The sequence below is a fragment of the Gilvirhabdus luticola genome, assembly GCF_040117515.1.
In the GTDB taxonomy this organism is placed as follows: domain Bacteria; phylum Bacteroidota; class Bacteroidia; order Flavobacteriales; family Flavobacteriaceae; genus Gilvirhabdus; species Gilvirhabdus luticola.
In genome coordinates this window covers 722859-742945 of the sequence record NZ_JBEEEN010000001.1, presented here as the reverse complement: position 1 = coordinate 742945, position 20087 = coordinate 722859, and the positions used below count along the sequence as shown (strand labels likewise).

Annotated in this window: 23 protein-coding genes; 16 read left to right on the top strand and 7 right to left on the bottom strand. The window is 33.6% G+C overall.

Annotated elements, in window-relative coordinates:
• Positions 1 to 27: 27 nt before the first annotated feature.
• The 8 genes from pdxA to AAFP94_RS03365 all read left to right on the top strand — a co-directional run bounded on the left by pdxA (position 28) and on the right by AAFP94_RS03365 (position 6666).
• On the top strand, positions 28 to 1050 hold the full coding sequence (pdxA, locus tag AAFP94_RS03400; RefSeq protein WP_316660490.1) for a 4-hydroxythreonine-4-phosphate dehydrogenase PdxA: 1023 nt from the start codon (positions 28 to 30) through the stop codon (positions 1048 to 1050).
• 92 nt (positions 1051 to 1142) lie between these two features.
• Entirely contained in the window at positions 1143 to 1682 is a 540-nt protein-coding gene (locus AAFP94_RS03395; protein ID WP_316660491.1) for a YceD family protein, read from the top strand.
• Between the two features lie 8 nt (positions 1683 to 1690).
• Positions 1691 to 1891, top strand: a complete 201-nt coding sequence (rpmF, locus tag AAFP94_RS03390) for a 50S ribosomal protein L32 (RefSeq protein WP_316660492.1) — start codon at positions 1691 to 1693, stop codon at positions 1889 to 1891.
• Positions 1892 to 2070: 179 nt separating this feature from the next.
• On the top strand, positions 2071 to 3066 hold the full coding sequence (locus AAFP94_RS03385; protein WP_316660494.1) for a beta-ketoacyl-ACP synthase III: 996 nt from the start codon (positions 2071 to 2073) through the stop codon (positions 3064 to 3066).
• A gap of 39 nt (positions 3067 to 3105) precedes the next feature.
• Positions 3106 to 3591, top strand: coding sequence for an acetyl-CoA carboxylase biotin carboxyl carrier protein (accB, locus tag AAFP94_RS03380; protein ID WP_316660495.1), 486 nt, complete (start codon positions 3106 to 3108; stop codon positions 3589 to 3591).
• Positions 3592 to 3674: 83 nt separating this feature from the next.
• Positions 3675 to 5024, top strand: a complete 1350-nt coding sequence (accC, locus tag AAFP94_RS03375; RefSeq protein WP_316660496.1) for an acetyl-CoA carboxylase biotin carboxylase subunit — start codon at positions 3675 to 3677, stop codon at positions 5022 to 5024.
• Positions 5025 to 5103: 79 nt separating this feature from the next.
• Positions 5104 to 6216: an NAD(P)/FAD-dependent oxidoreductase gene (locus tag AAFP94_RS03370; RefSeq protein ID WP_316660497.1), complete on the top strand. Its 1113-nt coding sequence runs from the start codon at positions 5104 to 5106 to the stop codon at positions 6214 to 6216.
• On the top strand, positions 6217 to 6666 hold the full coding sequence (locus tag AAFP94_RS03365) for a 3-oxoacyl-ACP synthase (RefSeq protein ID WP_409628046.1): 450 nt from the start codon (positions 6217 to 6219) through the stop codon (positions 6664 to 6666). It abuts the gene before it with no gap.
• Here the strand turns inward: AAFP94_RS03365 and AAFP94_RS03360 are convergent.
• The 5 genes from AAFP94_RS03360 to AAFP94_RS03340 form a co-directional block, all read right to left on the bottom strand.
• Positions 6659 to 7570 carry an ABC transporter ATP-binding protein gene (locus AAFP94_RS03360; protein WP_316660499.1) on the bottom strand — a complete coding sequence of 304 codons (912 nt, stop codon included), beginning with the start codon at positions 7568 to 7570 and terminating at the stop codon, positions 6659 to 6661. The two genes, AAFP94_RS03365 and AAFP94_RS03360, sit on opposite strands and share 8 nt — an antisense overlap.
• Positions 7571 to 7658: 88 nt before the next feature.
• The gene (locus tag AAFP94_RS03355) at positions 7659 to 8648 is read right to left on the bottom strand and encodes an aspartate-semialdehyde dehydrogenase (RefSeq protein WP_316660500.1); all 990 of its coding nucleotides are present in this window, start codon (positions 8646 to 8648) and stop codon (positions 7659 to 7661) included.
• A gap of 129 nt (positions 8649 to 8777) precedes the next feature.
• A complete protein-coding gene (gene mscL, locus AAFP94_RS03350; protein WP_316660501.1) occupies positions 8778 to 9179 on the bottom strand; it encodes a large-conductance mechanosensitive channel protein MscL in 402 nt (133 codons plus the stop codon).
• A 72-nt stretch (positions 9180 to 9251) separates the two neighbouring features.
• Entirely contained in the window at positions 9252 to 10358 is a 1107-nt protein-coding gene (alr, locus tag AAFP94_RS03345; protein WP_316660502.1) for an alanine racemase, read from the bottom strand.
• Positions 10351 to 10998, bottom strand: a complete 648-nt coding sequence (locus AAFP94_RS03340; RefSeq protein ID WP_316660503.1) for a thymidine kinase — start codon at positions 10996 to 10998, stop codon at positions 10351 to 10353. Before AAFP94_RS03340 ends, alr begins: the two co-directional genes overlap by 8 nt.
• Positions 10999 to 11100: 102 nt before the next feature.
• Here AAFP94_RS03340 and AAFP94_RS03335 point away from each other — a divergent pair, with 102 nt between their 5' ends.
• From AAFP94_RS03335 to AAFP94_RS03315, 5 genes are all read left to right on the top strand, one after another.
• Positions 11101 to 11829, top strand: coding sequence for a hypothetical protein (locus AAFP94_RS03335; RefSeq protein WP_316660504.1), 729 nt, complete (start codon positions 11101 to 11103; stop codon positions 11827 to 11829).
• Positions 11830 to 11856: 27 nt separating this feature from the next.
• Positions 11857 to 13050 carry a DUF5009 domain-containing protein gene (locus AAFP94_RS03330; protein ID WP_316660505.1) on the top strand — a complete coding sequence of 398 codons (1194 nt, stop codon included), beginning with the start codon at positions 11857 to 11859 and terminating at the stop codon, positions 13048 to 13050.
• A 2-nt stretch (positions 13051 to 13052) separates the two neighbouring features.
• Complete coding sequence (gene rsmI, locus AAFP94_RS03325) at positions 13053 to 13724, top strand: 16S rRNA (cytidine(1402)-2'-O)-methyltransferase (protein ID WP_316660506.1); 672 nt, start codon at positions 13053 to 13055, stop codon at positions 13722 to 13724.
• A 42-nt stretch (positions 13725 to 13766) separates the two neighbouring features.
• Entirely contained in the window at positions 13767 to 14336 is a 570-nt protein-coding gene (locus tag AAFP94_RS03320) for a uracil-DNA glycosylase family protein (RefSeq protein ID WP_316660507.1), read from the top strand.
• 153 nt (positions 14337 to 14489) lie between these two features.
• Positions 14490 to 15008 carry a ferritin gene (locus tag AAFP94_RS03315; RefSeq protein ID WP_316660509.1) on the top strand — a complete coding sequence of 173 codons (519 nt, stop codon included), beginning with the start codon at positions 14490 to 14492 and terminating at the stop codon, positions 15006 to 15008.
• Between the two features lie 284 nt (positions 15009 to 15292).
• Here the strand turns inward: AAFP94_RS03315 and AAFP94_RS03310 are convergent, their stop codons facing one another.
• The gene (locus AAFP94_RS03310) at positions 15293 to 15883 is read right to left on the bottom strand and encodes a carboxymuconolactone decarboxylase family protein (RefSeq protein ID WP_316660510.1); all 591 of its coding nucleotides are present in this window, start codon (positions 15881 to 15883) and stop codon (positions 15293 to 15295) included.
• Positions 15884 to 15937: 54 nt separating this feature from the next.
• Here AAFP94_RS03310 and AAFP94_RS03305 point away from each other — a divergent pair, with 54 nt between their 5' ends.
• The 3 genes from AAFP94_RS03305 to AAFP94_RS03295 are packed head-to-tail and all read left to right on the top strand — an operon-like array spanning position 15938 to position 19328.
• Entirely contained in the window at positions 15938 to 16360 is a 423-nt protein-coding gene (locus tag AAFP94_RS03305) for an OsmC family protein (RefSeq protein WP_316660511.1), read from the top strand.
• Positions 16361 to 16362: 2 nt separating this feature from the next.
• Positions 16363 to 18054, top strand: coding sequence for a single-stranded-DNA-specific exonuclease RecJ (recJ, locus tag AAFP94_RS03300; protein WP_316660512.1), 1692 nt, complete (start codon positions 16363 to 16365; stop codon positions 18052 to 18054).
• 5 nt (positions 18055 to 18059) lie between these two features.
• Positions 18060 to 19328, top strand: a complete 1269-nt coding sequence (locus AAFP94_RS03295) for an MFS transporter (RefSeq protein WP_316660514.1) — start codon at positions 18060 to 18062, stop codon at positions 19326 to 19328.
• Here the strand turns inward: AAFP94_RS03295 and AAFP94_RS03290 are convergent.
• Positions 19325 to 20077: a UDP-2,3-diacylglucosamine diphosphatase gene (locus AAFP94_RS03290; protein WP_316661267.1), complete on the bottom strand. Its 753-nt coding sequence runs from the start codon at positions 20075 to 20077 to the stop codon at positions 19325 to 19327. The genes AAFP94_RS03295 and AAFP94_RS03290 overlap by 4 nt on opposite strands.
• Positions 20078 to 20087: the final 10 nt, after the last annotated feature.

Here is a 20087-nt window from a genome sequence, read left to right as displayed (position 1 = left end):
AATTACAAACAAATCACATTAGTTTAAATGAAGAATCAAGAAAATATTAAAGTTGGCATATCTATTGGGGATTTGAATGGCATAGGAGGAGAGATTATTTTAAAAACCTTTGAAGACCAAAGAATTTTAGATTTCTGTACACCAATTTTATTTGCTTCTATTAAAGCAGCTTCATTTTTAAAAAAACATTTCGATTCAGAAATTGCCTTTAATAGCATCAACGATATTAATAGGGTGATATTTGGTAAATTTAATGTTTTTAATGTTTGGTCTCAAGATGTAAAAATAGAATTTGGCAAAGAAGACACTAAAATAGGCGAATATGCAGTCAGATCTCTTGAAAGCGCAACTAAAGCTTTAAAAAATGATGATATCGATGTTTTGGTTACTGCACCAATAAACAAACACAATATACAATCAAACAAGTTTAATTTCCCAGGACACACTGATTATTTGGCTCAACAATTAGAAGGGCAAAGCCTCATGTTTATGGTCACAGATTTTTTAAGAGTAGGACTATTAACCGATCATGTGCCAGTAAAAGAAGTTTCAAAGCATATAAGTAAGGCTTTAATTGAGGAAAAAATCAACACAATATACACCTCTTTACAAAAGGATTTTAGAATTAACAGGCCTAAAATAGCTGTGTTAGGAATTAATCCTCATACGGGAGACAATGGTGTTATTGGCAATGAGGATGACGAAATTATGAAACCGACATTAAAATCTATTAAAGAAAGCGGCAAATTAGTTTTTGGTCCATATGCGGCAGATAGTTTTTTTGGATCAGACAATTTTAAAAACTTTGATGCTATTATTGCATCATACCATGATCAAGGGCTCATTCCTTTTAAAACTTTATCATTTGGCAAAGGCGTAAACTTTACAGCTGGCTTAAATAAAATAAGAACGTCTCCAGACCACGGAACAGCTTACGACATTGCTGGTAAAGGAGTAGCAGACGCCAATTCTTTTAAGGAAGCCGTATTTGCTGCAATCCAAATATTTAAAAACAGAAAAGAGTTTGAAGAGCTAAAAAATAATGCTTAAGTGACAAAAATTGTTATAAACAAAAAAATGTTTATAAGTACTTATGCCTTAAGAAAAATTTATATATTTGCACCCTCAAAATAGATGTGGTAATGAAGCGATTGAAAGAATTCACGATTCCATTTGTAGGATTAAAATTAGGGAAACATCTTTTTGAGTACAAAATAGGACAAAAGTTCTTTGAACATTATGAGTACGAAGAGTATAATGATGCAGAGGTTTTAGTATCAGTTGCTTTAGAAAAGAAAACAACATTATTAGAATTGCATTTTAATATTTCAGGACATGTAAATATTAATTGCGATTTAATTAACGAACCTTTCAATCAAGAAATTCGAAACGAATTTGACCTTGTTGTTAAATTTGGAAATGAATATAATGACGAAAACATAGATATTCTTGTTATTCCACATGGCGAATACGAAATTAACATTCAACAATATGTGTATGAATTGATTGTTTTAGCGGTACCACCAAAGAGAATTCACCCAGGAGTAAAAGATGGATCTTTAAATTCAGACATACTCAAAAGATTAGAAGAATTAAGTCCTTCAAAGAAAGAAAGCAAGAAAGACGATTACAAAATAGATCCTCGATGGGATTCATTAAAAAAACTATTAACGGATAAATAATATAAAAAATGGCACATCCAAAAAGAAAAATCTCTAGAACAAGAAGAGATAAAAGAAGAACACATTATAAAGCAACTGCGCCACAAATTGCTACTTGTCCAACAACAGGAGAAGCTCATTTATATCATAGAGCTCATTGGTTTGAAGGGAAGTTATATTACAGAGGACAAGTTCTAGTTGACAATACAGAAGTAGAAAATGTAGCATAAAAATTATGCGATTATTAAATAAACGCTCACTAGTGAGCGTTTTTTTTATGATAAATTTTTCTATAACATAAAAACAACTTAATTTGCATTAAATTAGACCAAAATTTAAAAATTTTAATCAAAATCACGTTTTTTTTTGTTAATTTTTGTCGTTTTTGGTTGAATTAACATAATAGTGTATGAGTAAAATCTCAGCGGCAATTACAGCTGTAGGTGCTTATGTTCCAGAATATGTGCTAACCAATCAGATACTTGAAACTATGGTTGACACAAATGATGAATGGATTACTACACGAACCGGAATTAAAGAAAGAAGGATTCTTAAAGAAGCAGGAAAAGGAACTTCCTATTTAGCAATCAACGCAGCCAAAGACCTTATTAATAAGACAAAACTAGATCCCAAAGAAATTGATTTAGTTATTGTTGCCACCGCATCACCAGATATGAAAGCGGCTTCAACAGCTGCATATACTGCTACAGAAATAGGAGCAGTAAATGCCTTTTCATTCGATTTAGAAGCGGCTTGTTCAAGTTTTCTATTCGGAATGTCAACAGTAGCGAGCTACATTGAATCTGGTAGATACAAAAAAATATTACTTATAGGAGCAGACAAAAATTCGTCATTTATAAATTATAAAGACAGAGCTACTTGCATCATCTTTGGTGATGGTGCTGGAGCGGTTTTATTTGAGCCAAATCATGAAGGTCTTGGCTTACAAGATGAATATTTACGGAGTGACGGTTCTGGCAGAGAGTTTTTACAAGCAACTTTTGGGGGTTCATCTTACCCTTCTACTCCAGAAGCGATTACTGAAGGAAAACATTATGTCTATCAAGATGGAAAAACGGTTTTTAAAAATGCTGTTTTCAATATGGCAGATGTGGCTGAAAAAATAATGAAGCGCAATAACTTAACCAACAATGATGTTGCTTGGCTAGTTGCACATCAAGCAAATAAACGCATCATTGATGCTACTGCAAGCAGAATGAATCTGGAAGAAGAAAAGGTTATGATGAATATTCAAAAATATGGAAACACAACGTCTGCAACCTTACCACTTCTATTAAATGATTACGAAACACAACTCAAAAAAGGAGATAATTTAATTTTTGCTGCTTTTGGAGGTGGTTTCACTTGGGGCTCAATATATTTAACATGGGCTTATAACTCTTAAAACTAAACTAACTAAGAATTAATTTAATATTTAATTATTATGGATTTAAAGGACATTCAAAACTTAATCAAATTTGTTGCTAAATCTGGTGCCAGTGAGGTTAAATTAGAAATGGGTGACGTAAAAGTCACGATAAAAACTGGAAAAGACGATAAGGAAGAATCAACAACTTATGTACAGCAAATCCCAGTAAGCGCACCTGTTGCTCAAGTTCAGGCAACTCAACCGCCTGTGGCAGAAACTCCAGCTTCATCAACAGAAAAATCCTCGACGGATGATTCAAAATACATAACAATAAAATCCCCAATTATTGGAACGTTTTATCGCAAATCGGCTCCAGACAAACCTGTTTTTGTTGAAGTAGGTCAAACAATTGCAGAAGGCGATGTGCTTTGTATTATTGAAGCCATGAAACTATTTAATGAAATTGAATCAGAAATTTCAGGGAAGGTAGTTAAGATTTTAGTAGATGACGCCTCACCTGTTGAGTTTGATCAACCATTATTTTTAGTAGACCCCTCATAACAATTGAAAATTCCAATCCACAAATCCCAAAACCCAATTATTGGAATTTGGTGCTTGGAAATTGAATTTTTAAAACCAAAGTTATGTTTAAAAAAATACTGATAGCAAATAGAGGCGAAATAGCCTTACGTATTATTAGAACCTGCATGGAAATGGGAATCAAAACCGTTGCGGTTTATTCCAAAGCTGATGAAGAGAGCTTGCATGTGAAATTTGCAGACGAAGCAGTTTGTATTGGTCCACCGCCAAGTAGTGAGTCGTATCTAAAAATGTCAAATATTATTGCGGCAGCCGAAATCACAAATGCTGATGCGATTCATCCTGGTTATGGATTTTTATCTGAAAATGCTAAATTTTCAAAAATTTGTGAAGAACACCAAATAAAATTTATTGGGGCTTCTGCCGAAATGATTTCTAAAATGGGGGATAAGGCAACAGCAAAAGCGACTATGAAAGCAGCTGGAGTACCTTGTGTACCTGGTAGCGAAGGGATTATTGAAGATTTTGAAGAGTGTGAGAAACTTGCAAAAGAAATAGGTTTTCCAGTGATGCTTAAAGCAACTGCTGGAGGAGGCGGAAAGGGTATGCGCGCAGTTTGGAAACCAGAAAAATTAAAAGACGCATGGGAATCAGCAAGACAAGAATCTAAAGCTGCATTTGGCAACGACGGCATGTATATGGAAAAGCTCATCGAGGAACCTAGGCATATCGAAATTCAAATTGTAGGAGATTCCACAGGTAGAGCATGCCATTTATCGGAAAGAGATTGTTCTATTCAAAGGCGTCACCAAAAACTAACAGAAGAGGTACCTTCTCCATTTATGACGTCGGCTCTTCGTAAAAAAATGGGTGAAGCAGCAGTAAAAGCAGCCGAATTTATTAAATATGAAGGTGCAGGAACAGTAGAGTTTTTGGTTGATAAACATAGAAACTTCTATTTCATGGAAATGAATACTCGAATTCAAGTTGAGCACCCTATCACAGAACAAGTTATTGATTTCGATTTAATAAGAGAACAAATACTTGTTGCTGCTGGTGTGCCAATCTCTGGAAAGAATTATACTCCAAACTTACATTCAATTGAGTGTAGGATTAATGCTGAAGATCCGTTTAACGGATTCAGACCATCTCCAGGTAAAATAACAACATTACATTCTCCTGGCGGGCATGGAGTAAGATTGGATACTCATGTTTATGCAGGGTATACTATTCCGCCTAATTATGATTCTATGATAGCAAAGTTAATTACTACAGCACAAACACGTGAAGAAGCTATCAATAAAATGAAACGTGCGTTGGACGAATTCATTATTGAAGGGATTAAAACCACGATTCCATTTCATCGACAATTAATGGAGCATCCAGATTATTTAGCGGGTAATTATACTACAAAATTTATGGAAGATTTTGTAATACAAAAAGAAGAAGAATAGATCAACAAATAATAGCTCCGAATTTTTTTCGGAGTTTTTTATAATGTATCTTTTTTCTTGACTAAACTGATTTCATAAAATGAATTTAAGTTATTGGGAAATTAAAAGTTGGCTTACAAATGTTGACTTTACAATTGTAGGAAGTGGAATTGTAGGATTAAATTGTGCAATACAGCTTAAAAACAAGTTTCCAAAAGCAAATATTCTTGTTTTAGAAAAAGGGGTTTTACCTCAAGGAGCTAGCACAAAAAATGCAGGTTTTGCTTGCTTTGGAAGTTTGAGCGAAATAATAGAAGATTTAAAATTGCATACAGAAGAAGAAGTCCTAGAACTTATAAATAAGCGTATAAAAGGGCTAATATTATTAAGAAGAACTTTAGGAGACAAAATAATTGATTACAAACAGTTTGGTGGTTTTGAGTTGTTCCCTATAAATGACAATCAACTTTTCGAAACGTGTTTTTCTAAAAGAGAATTAGTTAATCAATTATTAAAACCTGTTTTGGGTAAAGATGTATTCACATTAAAAGCAAACAGTTTTGGTTTTAAAAACATTAAAGAACAATATATTTATAATGAGTTTGAAGGGCAGTTAGATACAGGAAAGATGATGGATGCTTTATTGCACCAAACCACTTCAAAAGGGGTTAAAATATTAAACAATATTTCTGTAGAAGGTTTTTCAGAACATAACAATTCGGTTAAAGTAAGGACAGATAAATTTGAACTTTCCACATCAAATTTAATTATAGCAACAAATGGTTTCGCTTCAAAACTTATTAATGAAGACGTAAAACCAGCCAGAGCACAAGTTTTAATTACTAAACCAATTGAAAACCTTCATATTAAAGGGACATTTCATCTTGATAAAGGTTATTATTATTTTAGAAATATAAACAATAGAATTCTTTTTGGAGGAGGTAGAAATCTTGATTTTAAAAGAGAAGAAACTATGACTTTTGGTGAAACGGAACTTGTCCAAAACAAACTAGAACATTTTTTAAAAACAGTGATTCTTCCAGAGACACCATTTGAGATTGATATGAGATGGAGCGGAATTATGGGTGTTGGAAACCAAAAGAAACTACTTGTAAAACAAATATCTAATCGAGTGTTTTGTGGCGTGAGACTTGGCGGTATGGGAGTTGCTATAGGAAGCTTAATCGGTAAAGAAATTGCAGATTTGTTATAAATGAATATTAAGGGAGAACTATATAAAAAGTGCTTAACTTATATTGAAAATAGATTGGAAACAATTAATACAGCTATTTCTGAAATACAAGAATCGTTAACATCTGAAACTAAAAGCTCGGCTGGCGACAAACACGAAACAAGTAGGGCAATGTTGCAGATTGAAAGAGAAAAAATAGGAAATCAATTTGCCGAAACACAAAAATTAAAACACACACTTTCAAAAATTAAAATCACTAAAGCTTCTAATGCTGTTACATTAGGTAGCATTGTTTATACAACACAAAACAATTATTTTGTCTCAATAAGTATAGGAGAATTGAAAATAAATGATCTTACTTTTTATGCAGTTTCTCTAAATACTCCAATAGGAAAGTTATTATTATCAAAACGGATTGGAGATGAAATAGTTTTTAGAAACGAGAAGTTTGAAGTAACGGATATTATTTAAAAATTTCAAAGTGAATAATGTCATCTTGATTTATTTCACAAACGTTCTCAATAAAAATACTTTTACCTTTGAAATTTACTTCAATAAGATAATATGTACCATTAAAGTATGAATGCCTCACTGCAGCTTTTAAATTGGACTTGGAAACAATTTTTAACTGATGAGCATAAACAATCTCACCGTTTATTACATTATATTCTCCAAAAAATGAGGCTATCAAACTATTTTTAGGATTGTTGAACAAATTTCTTGGTGTGTCTTTTGCCATTACTCTTCCGTTGTCTAACGCAATAATAGAATCTGCATAAGAAAGAACATCATCTTTATCGTGCGTGGCTACAACACAAGAGATGTTTTTGTTTTTTAAAAAAGAAAACAAATTACGTCTCAAAGATTGTTTTTTAAAATTATCTATATGACTGAACGGCTCATCAAGTAGAATAATTTCGGGTTGTTTGGCAATCGCTCTGGCCAATGCCACACGCTGTTTTTGCCCACCACTTAAAAGTTTCACTTTTGTTTTTGAAAAACTTGAAAGCTCAACCACTTCAAGAAGCTCGTTGATACGTTTTTGCTTTTCATTCAAATAAAAGTTTGATAGAAATTCACCAATGTTTTCTTCAACAGTTTTGTACGGCATTAAATCAAATTCTTGAGCCACATATTTCATAAATTCAGGACCTGCTATAAGATTGTATTTTGGACCAAGAACTTCAATGTTATTCCAAAAAATTTGTCCGTTATTTAAATCAAACTCACCATAAATAAGCTTTAAAAGCGTTGACTTTCCAGAACCACTTTCACCAATAATTGAAACATGTTCTCCAGCATTTACATTAAAACTGATATTGTTTAAAACAAGAGCATTTTTATAACCAAATGAGATATTTATTACTTGAAGCATTATAGATTCTTTAAAGTATAAAAATAGAATAAAAAAATTCGCTCGAGTTGAGAGCGAATTTTATATTCTAATCTTAAAGCAAACGAGGTTATACTAAATTATTTTCTACTAAATATTCACCAATTTGAATCGCATTCGTAGCAGCTCCTTTACGCAAGTTGTCTGCAACAATCCACATGTTTAATGTATTAGGTTGGGTTTCGTCCCTACGTATTCTACCAACAAAAACGTCATCTTTATCATGTGCGAAAATTGGCATTGGATAGGTGTTTGTCTCTATATTATCTTGTACTACGACTCCAGGTGTTTGGCTCAAAAGCTGCCTAACTTCAGTTAAATTAAAATCATTTTCAAACTCAACATTAACAGCTTCAGAATGTCCGCCTGCAGTAGGAATTCTAACTGCTGTTGCAGTTACCGAAAATGTTCTGTCATTAAAAATCTTTTGTGGTTCACGAGCCAATTTCATTTCTTCTTTGGTATAGCCATTTTCTAGAAACACATCACAATGCGGTAAGGCATTTCTGCCAATTGGATAAGGATAAGCCATTTCACCTTCTATTCCAGCAATTTCATTTTCCAATTGTTTAACGGCTTTTAGTCCTGTTCCAGAGACAGATTGATAGGTTGAAACCACAACACGTTTCATTTTATATTTTTCGTGTAAAGGTTTTAAAGCCAAAACCATTTGTATGGTTGAACAGTTTGGATTGGCAATAATCTTATCATCTTTAGTTAGCTCTTTTGCGTTTATTTCTGGAACTATTAATTTTTTTGTTGGATCCATTCTCCAAGCCGAAGAATTATCTATTACAGTTGTCCCGGCTTCAGCAAATTTTGGAGCCCACTCTAAAGACGTGTCTCCTCCAGCAGAAAATATTGCAATATCTGGCTTTGCCTCAACAGCGTCTGCAAGGCTGATTACAGTATAATCTTCATTTTTATATTTTAAGATTTTTCCAACAGAGCGTTCTGATGCAACAACTAATAATTCACTAATAGGGAAATTGCGTTCCGCCAATACTTTTAACATTACTTCGCCTACCATTCCTGTCGCTCCAACTACGGCTACTTTCATTTTTAACAAATTTTAAGTGACAAAAGTAATTATTAATTTAATTGGTTGACCATAAAAGAATAAAAAAACCACTTCTAAAAAAAAGAAGTGGTTTGGTTAATAATATATAGTGTAGCGGTAGCTAAATCACTATTTTTTTAATAAATCTCTAATTTCAGCGAGAAGGTCATTATCTGAAGGACCTGCAGGTGGCGCTGGAGCCTCTTCTTCTTTTTTCTTCATTTTGTTGATACCTTTAATAACCATAAACATAACAAAGGCAACAATAATGAAGTCAATAGTATTTGTTAAAAAATCACCATAAAGTATAGCAACTTCTCCAGTTACTTCACCAGCATCATTGGCCACACCTTCCGTAATGACATATTTTAAGTCTTTAAAATCTGAATTAAAAATTAATCCAACTAAAGGAGAAATAATTCCACCCGTAAAAGAAGTCACTACTTTATTAAAAGCAGCACCCATAACAAAAGCAACAGCAATATCTACCAAGTTGCCTTTCATCGCAAATTCTTTAAATTCTTTAAGCATAATTTAAAATTTTTAGTTAGTGAGCGACTAATATAAATAAAAATCATAAAAGGATAATCGAAATAAATGGTGTTATTTTACAATAACGCGTCTAATTCGTTGAGAAATAGCAGTAATTATTTCGTAAGAAATGGTATTGGCTGTTGCAGAAAACTCGGTAGCTGTTGGATTTTTTCCAAAAACAATAACCTCATCACCTTCTTCACAATTAATGTTAGTGATATTGACCATAATCATATCCATACAAACATTTCCAATAATAGGCGCTTTTCGCCCGTGAATAATAACATAACCTTTTCCATTGCCATATTGTCTGCCAATTCCATCTGCATGACCTATTGGAATAGTCGCAGATTTCAATAAAGAGTCGCTTTTGTAAGCCCTGTTATATCCAACAGTTTCACCAGGTCCAATTTTATGAATTTGTGAAATTACTGATTTTAAAGTTGCTATGGGTTTGAAGTTTTTGTCTTCGACTTCTGAATTCCCAAAACCATATAAACCAATTCCACTGCGCACCATATCTAAATGCGCATCAGGATAATTTAAAATTCCAGATGTATTGCATATATGAGATATTGGTTCATGACCTATTCTTTCAATAAAATGGTTTTTAATTGTGTTGAAAGTATTTATTTGATTTTGAGTAAACTCTTTTTCGTCTAAATCTTCACTTGCTGCCAAATGAGAAAATATCGATTTCACTTTTACTGCTTGAGAAGCTTCGCTTTTTGAAATGATATAATCAATATCATTTTCCCAAAATCCAAGTCTGTTCAAGCCCGTATTGAATTTTACATGAACAGGATAATTACTTTGGTTTTCTTTTTGGGCCACTTCAATAAATTCTTTTAGAACTTTTGCGTTATAGAGGCTTGGTTCCAGACATCGCTCAATAATAAGATTAAAATTTACAGGTTGTGGATGTAAAACCAAAATAGGTGTAGTTATCCCTGCATCACGCAACACAACTCCTTCATTTGTATAAGCAACAGCAAAATAATCAACATTTAGATTTTCAAGATGTTTTGCAATAACAACAGCGTCGCTTCCATAAGCAAATGCCTTAATTACTGCTAAAAATTTAGTATTAGGCGTAAGTTTGGATTTTAAATACTCGTAATTATGTTTAAGAGCTTTTAAATCTATCTCAAGAATGGTTTCTTGCGGTTTAGGCATTTGATTTATTGGATTTTGAAAGCACTTCTTCGGCATCATTAACCTTCATGTTTCGCACTTTATCACGTAACATGGCTTTATAGAAAGCGGCTCGACTTAAGGGCTCGTATTCGTCCACTTCACCAAGAAGAACAAGGTCGTTACTTTTTGCTTTTCGGTAACTATATTGAGCTAAATTCCCAGTTCTAGTACAAACCGCATGCACTTTGGTAACATATTCTGCTGTAGCCATTAAATTTGGCATTGGTCCAAAAGGGTTTCCTTTAAAATCCATATCTAAACCAGCAACAATCACGCGAACACCTCTATTAGCTAATTCATTACAAACATGAACAATTTCATCATCAAAAAACTGTGCTTCATCAATGCCTACTACATCACAATCAGTCGCCAGAATCGGAATATTGGCAGCCGCAGGAACAGGAGTTGAACGAATCTCGTTGTCATCATGAGAAATTACTTTTTCGTCATCATAACGTCTATCAATAGAAGGTTTGAAGATTTCAACTTTTTGTCTGGCGAATTTAGCACGCTTCAGTCTGCGAATCAATTCTTCAGTTTTGCCAGAAAACATGGAGCCGCAAATAACTTCTATCCAGCCAAATTGTTCTTTATGATTTACTGTATTTTCGAGAAACATTTTGTAATTTTAACACTAAAACGAATCAAAGTTTCGTTTTTATAAAGGTGGCGTAAATTTATTAAAAAACAAAAATCTAAATTAGATTAAATCATAAAAGTTATGAAGAAAAAGCTAGAATCAGAATTGATAAGTATAGCACATAGAATTCTGAAGTTGAAAGGGAAAGAAGATGTTTTTAAAATGCATGCAGAGGTAGCAGAACTTTATGAAAAACTATCTGTTTTGAAGTTTGCACATCAAACTTTCGAAGGAAACATTCCAACTATTGGCAATGATTCTTCTTTTTTTGAGATGCTTGATGTAGCATTTAATAATAAAGTGAGCGACAATATTGAAGTTGAAGATAAGATCTATATTAATCTGGACGAAATTGAGGATGATGACATCATGGAGCCAGCCATTGAAAAAATAAAACATATGGTTGCACAAATGCCTGAACAAGAGGAGGGTGTAGACCCTATTCTTGATAAAACATCAGAAGATTCCTTGCAACATAAGTATTCTTTAGAAGATATTACTGCCGATTTTAAAGAATCTCCTGTTTTTGAACCCGTTACAGTGGCAAGCAAAAAAAAATCACTCAACGATAAGCTTAAAAGTAAAGCTATTAATATTGGCCTGAACGATAAGATCGCTTTTATTAAGCATCTGTTTGATGGGAAAAATGAAGATTACGACCGAGTGCTTTCACAAATAAACACATCCAACTCATTTGAAGAGGCAAGTCATTTAATTCAAACCATTGTAAAACCAGACTATAATAATTGGGAAGGCAAAGAAGAATATGAAGACCGATTAATGGAGATTGTTGAAAGTAAATTTGATTAATTCTTATTGTTAATCCAACACTAATAAATGCTTGATTCTAATTTTAGTTCTAAAAGAATTTTATCAATTGATGCGTTTAGGGCTATAACCATGTTCCTAATGATTTTTGTAAATGATTTCTGGACATTATCTAATGTTCCACAATGGTTAGAACATCAAGGAGCTAATGTAGATGCCATTGGGTTTTCAGATATAATCTTCCCTGCTTTTCTTTTTATTGTTGGCCTTTCTATTCCATTTGCAGTATTAGCTAGAAGAAATAAAGGTGAGAATAATGGAATAATTATACAACATGTTATTATAAGAACATTTGCATTAATTATCATGGGGTTATACATGGTTAATTTTGAAAATATTAATGAGAAAATCCTGATTTTAGATAAATATCTATGGGAAATTTTAATGGCAATTGGTATATTCTTAATCTGGAACAATTACACGCCATTTGAAAGAATTGGGAGTAAAAGGATATTTTTTTTAAAATCATTAGGGATTTGTCTATTAATTTTTTTAGCCGCCATCTACCAAGGAGGCTCTCTTGATAATATTGAATGGATGAAAATACATTGGTGGGGAATTTTGGGACTTATAGGATGGGCGTACTTAATAAATTCAATTATTTATATATATTTCGGAAAAAGTATTTTTATTTTAATATTGGCTTTTTTAATATTTCAGGTCTTAAATGTTTTGGAGTTTAAGCCAATTGCCAACATGCCATCAATAAAGGTAGTTGTAAGTGCATCAATGCATTCTTCTGTTTGTGCGGGAATGTTGATAGGAAGTTTGATACAGCATTTTAGGTCATTGAAAAAAGAAAACCTGTTTCCATTGGTTTTATTCTTATTTGGGACAGCCTGCATAATTTACGGATTTGCCTTGAGACCCTATTGGGGAGGATTTTCAAAAATAAGAGCTACACCTTCTTGGGCCTCGGTTTGTATAGGAATAAGCGCCTTGACCTTTTTCGCAATGTATATCTTAATAGACAAGCTTAAATTCACGACATGGATTAAACCCATCAAAATAGCCGGCACAAACACACTTACATGTTATTTAGTTCCTTATATTATTTATCCTGCTTTAGCAATAACCTCTTTGAGCTTACCTAAATATTATACTGATGGTTCAATAGGCTTGGTCAAGTCATTCTTGTTTGCTTTGCTAGTTATTGGTGTAACAGGATTGCTGGATAAAGTAAATATAAAACTAAAAGTTTAAGAATGGCGAAATTGTATATAGTTCCTACACCTATTGGAAACTTAAAAGATATAACTTTGAGAGCCGTTGAGGTTTTAAATTATGTTGATTTAATTCTTGCAGAAGACACACGCACATCTGGAAAACTTCTTAAGCATTATGAAATCATAACACCTTTGCAATCACATCATATGCACAATGAGCATAAAAGGGTTCAAGGATTAATAAATAGATTAAAAAATGGTACTACAATAGCACTTATCAGTGACGCTGGAACACCTGCTATTTCTGATCCTGGTTTTCTACTCACCAGAGCTTGTATTGAAAATCATATTGAAGTTGAATGTTTGCCCGGAGCAACAGCATTTGTGCCAGCTTTGGTGAATTCTGGTTTACCAAACGATAGGTTTGTGTTTGAAGGTTTTTTGCCGGTAAAAAAAGGAAGACAAACACGTTTAAAACTATTGGCTGAAGAAACTAGAACCATAGTTTTCTACGAATCACCACACAAATTGATAAAAACCTTAACCAATTTCTGCGAATATTTTGGAGAAGACAGACTTGTATCTGTATCCAGAGAATTAACAAAATTGTATGAAGAAACCATTAGAGGTACCTCAAAAGAGGTGTTAGAACACTATACTAACAAACCACCAAAAGGTGAAATTGTGATTGTGGTTGAAGGGAAGAAGTAACTTCTTGTCATTCGGTACTTGATTTAGAATCTAGATAACATTATGCAAAATTTGCTCAAAGACATAAGGCAATGCACCATCTGTAAAGAACATTTATCTCTTGGGCCAAATCCAGTGGTTTCAGCACATCCAAAATCTAAAATTGTTATTATTGGCCAAGCTCCAGGAACCAAAGTACATGCTTCAGGAATTCCATGGGGTGATGCAAGCGGCAAACAATTAAGAAAATGGCTTAATGTTTCTGACGATGATTTCTATGATGACTCAAAGTTTGCAATTATGCCAATGGGATTTTGTTATCCAGGCAAAGGGAAAAGTGGTGATTTACCACCAAGACCTGAATGTGCTCCACAATGGCATCAAGCATTACTAGATAAGATGCCAAACATAGAATTGATTGTTTTAATAGGGTTGTATGCCCAAAACTATTATTTAGGAGACATAGCAAAGAAAACATTAACCGAAACCGTAAAATCTTATAAGGAATATTTGCCTCATTATTTTCCATTGCCGCATCCCAGCCCTAGAAATCGTTTTTGGTTAACCAAAAACCCTTGGTTTGAAAAAGAGGTTTTATCAGAACTCAAAAGGAGGATTGATAGGTTAATGTAAATCATAAAGAACTTGTCGCTAAAAATAATAATAAAAACCACCAAGGGTGAGGTTGTTATTATATCAGCAAGTGAAAATTAGACTTTCTAATTTAAAATTATTCTAATTTTATAGCATTTAAAAATTATGTAATTTTACATAAAACAAAACAGTATGTTATCAGAAAAAATAGAAAAAGCATTAAACGATCAAATTAGAATAGAAGCAGAATCGTCCCAAATATATTTGGCAATGGCGTGTTGGGCAGAAGCAAAAGGTCTTGAAGGTGTTGCTGGATTTATGTATGACCAATCTCAAGAAGAACGAGATCACATGCTTAAATTGGTAAAGTTTGTAAACGAACGCGGTGGACATGCGCAAATTTCTGCGTTAAAAGCACCAGATATAACATTTAATTCGTTTAAAGACATGTTCGAAATGCTATTTAAACATGAGGTTTTTGTTTCGCAGAGCATCAACGAATTGGTACACATAGCTTTAGAAGAGAGAGATTATGCAACACATAATTTTTTACAGTGGTATGTTAGCGAGCAAATAGAAGAAGAAGCTATGGCTCGCTCCATATTAGATAAAATCAATCTTATAGGAGACGATAAAGGAGGTCTTTATTTATTTGATAGAGACATACAACAGATAACAGTTACTACGGCATCTGCTGAATCTCCTGAATAAATTCTAATCAAACTTATTTAGATTAAATAAAAATAACTATTTTTGCTCAATTGGAAATTGAACATATTTGTTTTGGGTAAAATGAAGCAAAAAAAGAAAGTAGTAAAAAAACTATACAAAGCTGGAATTATAAATTCTTGTAATGTGAAAAACAGCTGTTGCAGTAAGTATAAGAAAAGCGAAAAGAAACGCTGTAAAAAATGCCCTTGTTTTGATTTGCTTAAAAAAGTAGCATAAAGAACGCTTCAGCTTTTAGCTAGTTTCTTTTTAAATCCAAAGACTAATCAGCCATGCTTTCCCTTATTCCAACCATGTTTACTAAGGTATTGGTTTCCGCTTTCTACTGCACCATTTTCAATAGAAGTTCCCATACTATCGTTCCAACGGTTGAGGTAACCAAATAAGGAAATCACGCCAAGCATCTCAACAATTTCACCTTCATCCCAAAATTTATACAAACGTTTTTTTATGGTCTCATCAACAGCATTTGGCACTTGTGAAGCGGCTAGACTGAAATCCAGAGCGGCACGTTCGGCTTCAGAAAAAGCAGGATGCGTTCTGTATTCCCATATATTATCTAGTTGTTCTTGTTCTGCACCATAGCGTTCTGCGGCTCTAATAGCATGCGCCTGACAATATCTACAACCAGTTGTATTACTACTCACCCAAGCTATCATACGTTTTAAAGCAGAAGTGACTCGGCCTTCATTAGCCATAACAGCTTTATTCAAATTAATAAATGCTTTACTTATTGCTGGTCTGCGTTGCATGGTGAGTACAGAGTTTGGGCAAAACCCAAGTGTTTCGTTGAAAAATTTAGCGAGTTGTTTGGTCTCTAAATCAGAGTCGGCAGATAATGGTGTTACTAATGGCATATTTTTATTATTTAGTAGTATTTTTGAAAGAACAATAAACAAAAAAAACTTTATATGGCAGATAAAATCACAACACAATGGAAAGGAAATATGGTTTTTGAATCAGATAACCCAAGATGGCCTTCTATTTTGATGGATGCGTCAATAGATTTTGGAGGCACAAATTCTGGTGCGGCTCCTAAAGCCATGATGTTGTCTTCGCTTGCTGGTTGTTCTGGACTTGATATTGTATCTGTTTTAAATAAAATGAAAGTAAAACTAGATGATTTTAAAATGGAAGTTACTGGGGAGTTAACCGATGAGCATCCAAAATATTACCATACCGTAACAGTAGATTATTATTTTTATGGAGTTAATTTACCACAAGGAAAGATTAAAAAAGCCGTGGATTTATCCATTGAAAAATATTGTGGCGTTATGGCAATGTTTCGAAAATTCGCCAATATAAAAACTGAAATTCATTATCATAACAAATAGGTATGCGCTGGACGCTTAAACCAAAACCTAATCCAGAGAAAGTAAAAATTTTACAAGAAGCACTACTAGTTGATGAAACTGTTGCTTCGCTTTTAGTACAACGCGAAATTGAAACTTTTGAGCAAGCAAAATCCTTTTTCAGACCAGGCTTGAGCGATTTGCACGATCCATTTTTGATGAAAGATATGGATAAAGCTGTTACCAGAATAGAAAGGGCTATCTCTAATAAGGAAAATATTTTAGTTTATGGCGACTACGATGTTGACGGCACGACTTCTGTAGCTTTAATGTCAACATATTTAAAAACACGAACTGAAAATGTGGCAACTTATATTCCAGACAGATATGAGGAAGGTTATGGTGTTTCAATAAAGGGCATTGACTTTGCAGATGATAATGGATTCTCACTAATCATTGCTTTAGATTGCGGTATAAAAGCTATTGAGAAAATAGCTTATGCTAAAGAAAAAAGTATTGATTTTATAATATGCGACCATCACAGACCAGGAAATGAATTACCTGAAGCGGCTGCGGTTTTGGACCCTAAGCAAGACGATTGTAACTATCCTTATAAAGAATTGTGTGGTTGTGGAGTTGGATTCAAATTGATACAAGCTTTAGCAATAAAAGAAGGACAGGATGCAGAAGGTTTATTAACATATTTAGATTTAGTAGCAACAGCAATAGGGGCAGATATCGTTCCCATTACTGGGGAAAATAGAACGTTGGCATATTTTGGGCTACAAGTTATAAACGAAAACCCAAGACCAGGAATTAAAGCTATTATTGCAGAAATAAAAAAAGAAAAACTCTCAATTACAGATGTCGTATTTATTGTGGCACCAAGAATAAATGCTGCAGGACGAATGAAACATGGCAATCATGCTGTAACACTTTTAACCGAAACAGATTTTAATCTTGCGGCAGAATATGCCATAGACATTAATCAGTTTAATACAGATAGACGAGATGCAGATCAACGAATTACAGAAGAAGCTCTTAAACAAATTGAAAAGCAAAAAGAACAGGACCGCTTTACTACTGTTGTTTACCATGAAACTTGGCATAAAGGTGTTATTGGTATTGTGGCTTCTAGATTAACAGAAACCTATTACAGACCAACTTTGGTTTTTACTAAAAGTGGTGATAAACTGGCCGCATCAGCACGGTCCGTTTCTGGATTTGATGTATATAATGCTTTAGAAGCCTGTGGCGAGTATATAGAACAGTTTGGAGGTCATAAGTATGCAGCAGGGTTAACACTTAAAGAAGAAAACTATGAAGCATTTAAGCAAGCTTTTGAAGATGAAGTTTCAAAAACTATCGATAAATCGCAGCTTATTCCTGAAATTAAGATTGATTCACCAATCGATTTAAGTGAAGTTACATTTAAGTTTTATCGTATTTTGTCTCAATTTGCACCTTTTGGACCAGGAAACATGACGCCAATTTTTATGACAGAAAATATAAAAGATACTGGTTACGGAAAGTGTGTAGGTGAAGATAATAAGCATTTAAGAGTTACTTTAACACAAACTGGAACAGAAAAAATAGTTGGTATTGGTTTTAATCTTGGAGACAAATATGAAATTGTTTCAAACCAAAAACCGTTTAGAGCTGTGTATTCTATCGATGAAAATGAATGGAATAGTAAGACATCCCTTCAGCTTAAAATACGAGATATAAAAGTATAACTTTTATGGCGAAATCAGATCCCTACGCGGCATTAAGGTTTAAAGAATTCAACACTTTTTTATTGGTTCGTTTTGTATTGGTTTTTGGTTGGTCTATGCAATTTATTGTGATAGAATGGGAAGTTTACAGCATGACTAAGGATCCATTATCTCTTGGAATTATTGGGTTGATGGAAATTATCCCAGCATTAACAATGGCTCTTTTTGCAGGACACATTGTGGATCAGAAAGAAAAACGAAATCTTTTGGCCACATGTATAGCAGCGTTTTCTTTAATCAGTCTTGGCTTGTTTTTATTAACTTGGCCAAAAATTGTTTCAGATTGGTCTAAAAACACCGTTTTATATTGTATTTATGCTCTGGTTTTTTTTGGTGGATTTTTACGTTCCTTTTTTGGGCCAACCATATTCTCATTAGTGGCTTTAATTGTTCCTAAAAAATTATATCCTAATGCAGCCACTTGGAACAGTACAACATGGCAAATGGCTACTGTTTTGGGACCAGCTTTTGCTGGGCTTTCAATAAACTGGATTGGCGTTCATTGGTCGTTGTGCATTATTTTTGGTTTGGTGATTTTATCATTAATTATTCTTTTCCGAATTCCTAAAAAACCAATTTTAAACCCAAATATTGGAGAACCTGTCATTCAAAGTTTAAAGGAAGGCATCAGATTTGTGTTTAAAACTAAAGCTATTTTAGGGGCTCTTTCATTAGATATGATTGCCGTTTTATTTGGTGGTGCAGTAGCTCTTTTACCTATTTATGCACAAGATATTTTAAAAGTTGGGCCAGAAGGATTCGGGATATTACGAGCTGCTCCGGCCGTAGGGGCATTTTTAACTATGTTTATTACAGCATATCTTCCAATAAGTAAGAATGCAGGAATGAAATTATTGGGAGCTGTTTTTGGATTTGGTGTTTGTATTATTGTTTTTGGAGTGTCTTCAATTTTCTGGATTTCGGTTATAGCATTATTTTTTAGCGGAGTTACCGATGGTGTTTCAATGGTTGTACGACAAACAATTCTTCAGTTAAAGACACCAGACAATATGCGTGGTCGAGTAGCGTCTGTAAACTCTATGTTTGTTGGCTCGTCTAATGAGTTAGGAGCTTTTGAAAGTGGTTTAACGGCGAAACTTATGGGAACAGTGACTGCAGTAGTCTTTGGAGGAACAATGACCATAATAACAGTATTAACCATGGGAGTTGCGTCACCTTCATTTAGAAAATTGGACTTGAGAAAGGATATCGAAGATCATGAAAATGAGAACTAATAGATTTTCAGTCCAAAGTTCTCACCGTCAAACACACCATAAGTAAAATGCGTTATCCAATCGCCAAGATTAATGTATTTTGAGTTGCCTCTTAATTCTATTTCTAGCGGAAGATGTCTATGACCAAAAATAAAATAATCGCGATGTTTTTCTTCAAGTTTACTTTTTGAATATTGTACTAGCCATTCGTTGTCTTCGCCTAAAAATTTAGCGTCATCCTCTCCAGAAATCAGTTTGTTTTTTACGCTCATGTATTGAGCAAGTTTAACGCCTAAATCTGGATGCAACCAACGATATAGCCATTTTGAAAACGGATTTGTAAACACTTTCTTCATGCGTTTGTAACCTTTGTCTCCTGGGCCTAAACCATCACCATGCCCAATAAAAAAAGAAGTGTTGTTAATTAAGTACTCTTGAGGGGAATGGTAAACAGGAATATTTAACTCTTCTTCAAAATAACCATTCATCCATAGGTCATGATTGCCTACAAAATAATAAACAGGAATTCCTGAATCTGCTATTTCTGCAAGTTTTCCCAAAGTTCTCGTGAAACCTTTTGGGACGACCGTTTTATATTCAAACCAAAAATCGAACAAATCTCCTAGAAGAAAAACGGCTGCAGCATCTTTTTTTATGTCATCTAACCAGGCAACAAATTTTTTTTCACGAGGGAGAGAATCTTCATAAGTTGGAGCGCCAAGATGATTATCTGATGCAAAGTATATTTTCTTGCCAGCTGGGACAGATATTTTGCTAATG

Coding starts and splice junctions, on each gene's coding strand:
- pdxA (WP_316660490.1), top strand. CDS start 28: ATGAAGAATCAAGAAAATATTAAAGTTGGCATATCTATTGGGGATTTG.
- AAFP94_RS03395 (WP_316660491.1), top strand. CDS start 1,143: ATGAAGCGATTGAAAGAATTCACGATTCCATTTGTAGGATTAAAATTA.
- rpmF (WP_316660492.1), top strand. CDS start 1,691: ATGGCACATCCAAAAAGAAAAATCTCTAGAACAAGAAGAGATAAAAGA.
- AAFP94_RS03385 (WP_316660494.1), top strand. CDS start 2,071: ATGAGTAAAATCTCAGCGGCAATTACAGCTGTAGGTGCTTATGTTCCA.
- accB (WP_316660495.1), top strand. CDS start 3,106: ATGGATTTAAAGGACATTCAAAACTTAATCAAATTTGTTGCTAAATCT.
- accC (WP_316660496.1), top strand. CDS start 3,675: ATGTTTAAAAAAATACTGATAGCAAATAGAGGCGAAATAGCCTTACGT.
- AAFP94_RS03370 (WP_316660497.1), top strand. CDS start 5,104: ATGAATTTAAGTTATTGGGAAATTAAAAGTTGGCTTACAAATGTTGAC.
- AAFP94_RS03365 (WP_409628046.1), top strand. CDS start 6,217: ATGAATATTAAGGGAGAACTATATAAAAAGTGCTTAACTTATATTGAA.
- AAFP94_RS03360 (WP_316660499.1), bottom strand. CDS start 7,570: ATGCTTCAAGTAATAAATATCTCATTTGGTTATAAAAATGCTCTTGTT.
- AAFP94_RS03355 (WP_316660500.1), bottom strand. CDS start 8,648: ATGAAAGTAGCCGTAGTTGGAGCGACAGGAATGGTAGGCGAAGTAATG.
- mscL (WP_316660501.1), bottom strand. CDS start 9,179: ATGCTTAAAGAATTTAAAGAATTTGCGATGAAAGGCAACTTGGTAGAT.
- alr (WP_316660502.1), bottom strand. CDS start 10,358: ATGCCTAAACCGCAAGAAACCATTCTTGAGATAGATTTAAAAGCTCTT.
- AAFP94_RS03340 (WP_316660503.1), bottom strand. CDS start 10,998: ATGTTTCTCGAAAATACAGTAAATCATAAAGAACAATTTGGCTGGATA.
- AAFP94_RS03335 (WP_316660504.1), top strand. CDS start 11,101: ATGAAGAAAAAGCTAGAATCAGAATTGATAAGTATAGCACATAGAATT.
- AAFP94_RS03330 (WP_316660505.1), top strand. CDS start 11,857: ATGCTTGATTCTAATTTTAGTTCTAAAAGAATTTTATCAATTGATGCG.
- rsmI (WP_316660506.1), top strand. CDS start 13,053: ATGGCGAAATTGTATATAGTTCCTACACCTATTGGAAACTTAAAAGAT.
- AAFP94_RS03320 (WP_316660507.1), top strand. CDS start 13,767: ATGCAAAATTTGCTCAAAGACATAAGGCAATGCACCATCTGTAAAGAA.
- AAFP94_RS03315 (WP_316660509.1), top strand. CDS start 14,490: ATGTTATCAGAAAAAATAGAAAAAGCATTAAACGATCAAATTAGAATA.
- AAFP94_RS03310 (WP_316660510.1), bottom strand. CDS start 15,883: ATGCCATTAGTAACACCATTATCTGCCGACTCTGATTTAGAGACCAAA.
- AAFP94_RS03305 (WP_316660511.1), top strand. CDS start 15,938: ATGGCAGATAAAATCACAACACAATGGAAAGGAAATATGGTTTTTGAA.
- recJ (WP_316660512.1), top strand. CDS start 16,363: ATGCGCTGGACGCTTAAACCAAAACCTAATCCAGAGAAAGTAAAAATT.
- AAFP94_RS03295 (WP_316660514.1), top strand. CDS start 18,060: ATGGCGAAATCAGATCCCTACGCGGCATTAAGGTTTAAAGAATTCAAC.